The sequence below is a fragment of the Arthrobacter sp. GCM10027362 genome (assembly GCF_042679445.1).
Classification (GTDB): domain Bacteria; phylum Actinomycetota; class Actinomycetes; order Actinomycetales; family Micrococcaceae; genus Crystallibacter.
Window position 1 is genome coordinate 1 of record NZ_JBHTML010000383.1, and the last position, 1,163, is coordinate 1,163.

The 1,163-nt window shown below is 73.6% G+C and carries 1 protein-coding gene; it reads left to right on the forward strand.

The genetic code is table 11. The annotated features are described in order from the left end of the window. On the forward strand, nucleotides 1-852 hold an 852-nt coding region (locus ACFQ36_RS22830), incomplete at its 5' end, for a phytoene desaturase family protein (RefSeq protein ID WP_377017872.1). Between the last annotated feature and the right edge of the window lie 311 nt (nucleotides 853-1,163).

Below are 1,163 nucleotides of genomic sequence, written 5' to 3' on the forward strand. Positions count from 1 at the left end.
CTGATGCTCGGCGCGCTGGCGCATGCAGGGGGCTATCCGATCCCGGCCGGCGGCTCCGGCGCCATCGTCGCGGCCCTGCTGGCGGACCTGCAGGCCCACGGCGGCAGCATCGCCACCGGCATCCGGGTGGACAGCCTCCGGGACCTGCCTGCCGCCCGGGCGGTGCTGCTGGACACCACCCCGCAGCAGCTGCTCCGGCTGGCCGCCGAGCGCCTGCCCGCCCGGTACGTGAACACCCTGGGCCGCTACCGCTACGGCCCCGGCGCGGCGAAGGTGGACTTCATCCTCTCCGGGCCGGTGCCGTGGGCCAATCCGGACCTGGCCCGGGCGGCCACGGTGCACCTGGGCGGGAGCCGGGAACAGGTCCGGGTGGCGGAGCGCGAGGTGGTCCGCGGCCGGCACGCGGCCTGGCCGTTCACCCTGGTGGCCCAGCCCAGCAGCTTCGATCCGGGGCGCACCCCCGCCGGCCGGCACGTGCTGTGGACCTACAGCCACGTGCCGGCCGGCTCTACCCGGGACCTGACCCGGACGATCAGCGCCCAGCTGGAGCAGGCGGCCCCCGGCTTCGCCGACCTCGTCGTCGCCTCGCGCGCCATGTCCGCCGCCGGCTTGGCCCGGTACAACCCCAACTATGTGGGCGGAGACTTCGGCACCGGCGCCGTCAGCCTGCGCCAGGTGCTGGCCCGGCCGGTGCTCAGCCCCCAGCCGTGGCGGACGCCGCTGAAGGGGTTCTACCTCTGCTCGGCGGCCACCCCGCCCGGGCCCGGGGTGCACGGGATGTCCGGCTACCATGCGGCGCGGCTGGTGCTCAAGGAGGTCTTCGGCCTGCCGGAGCCGGACCTGGCGCCCTGAGCGGCGGTTTCCGTCCGCTGCTGCCCCCGGCGGGTGGGTCCTGCCTTTTATAACAATTCGGCGCGATTGTCCATAGCCGGCGGGAAACGGCCCGGCCAGACTGCCGCCGTCGCCTAGGTTTGAATCGTATAACCAAGCTCGGACATGGGCTTTTACTCGCACGTCCGATGTCCTTTGAAGTTTGTAGGGGGAACAATGACCAGCCAAGATACCGCGATACCCGCGCCCGGATCTCCGCCGGACGACGGCCGCCGCGTCCCGGACCGGCCCGCGGCGGGCACACCGGACCAGGTGCCGCCGGCCCCGGACCG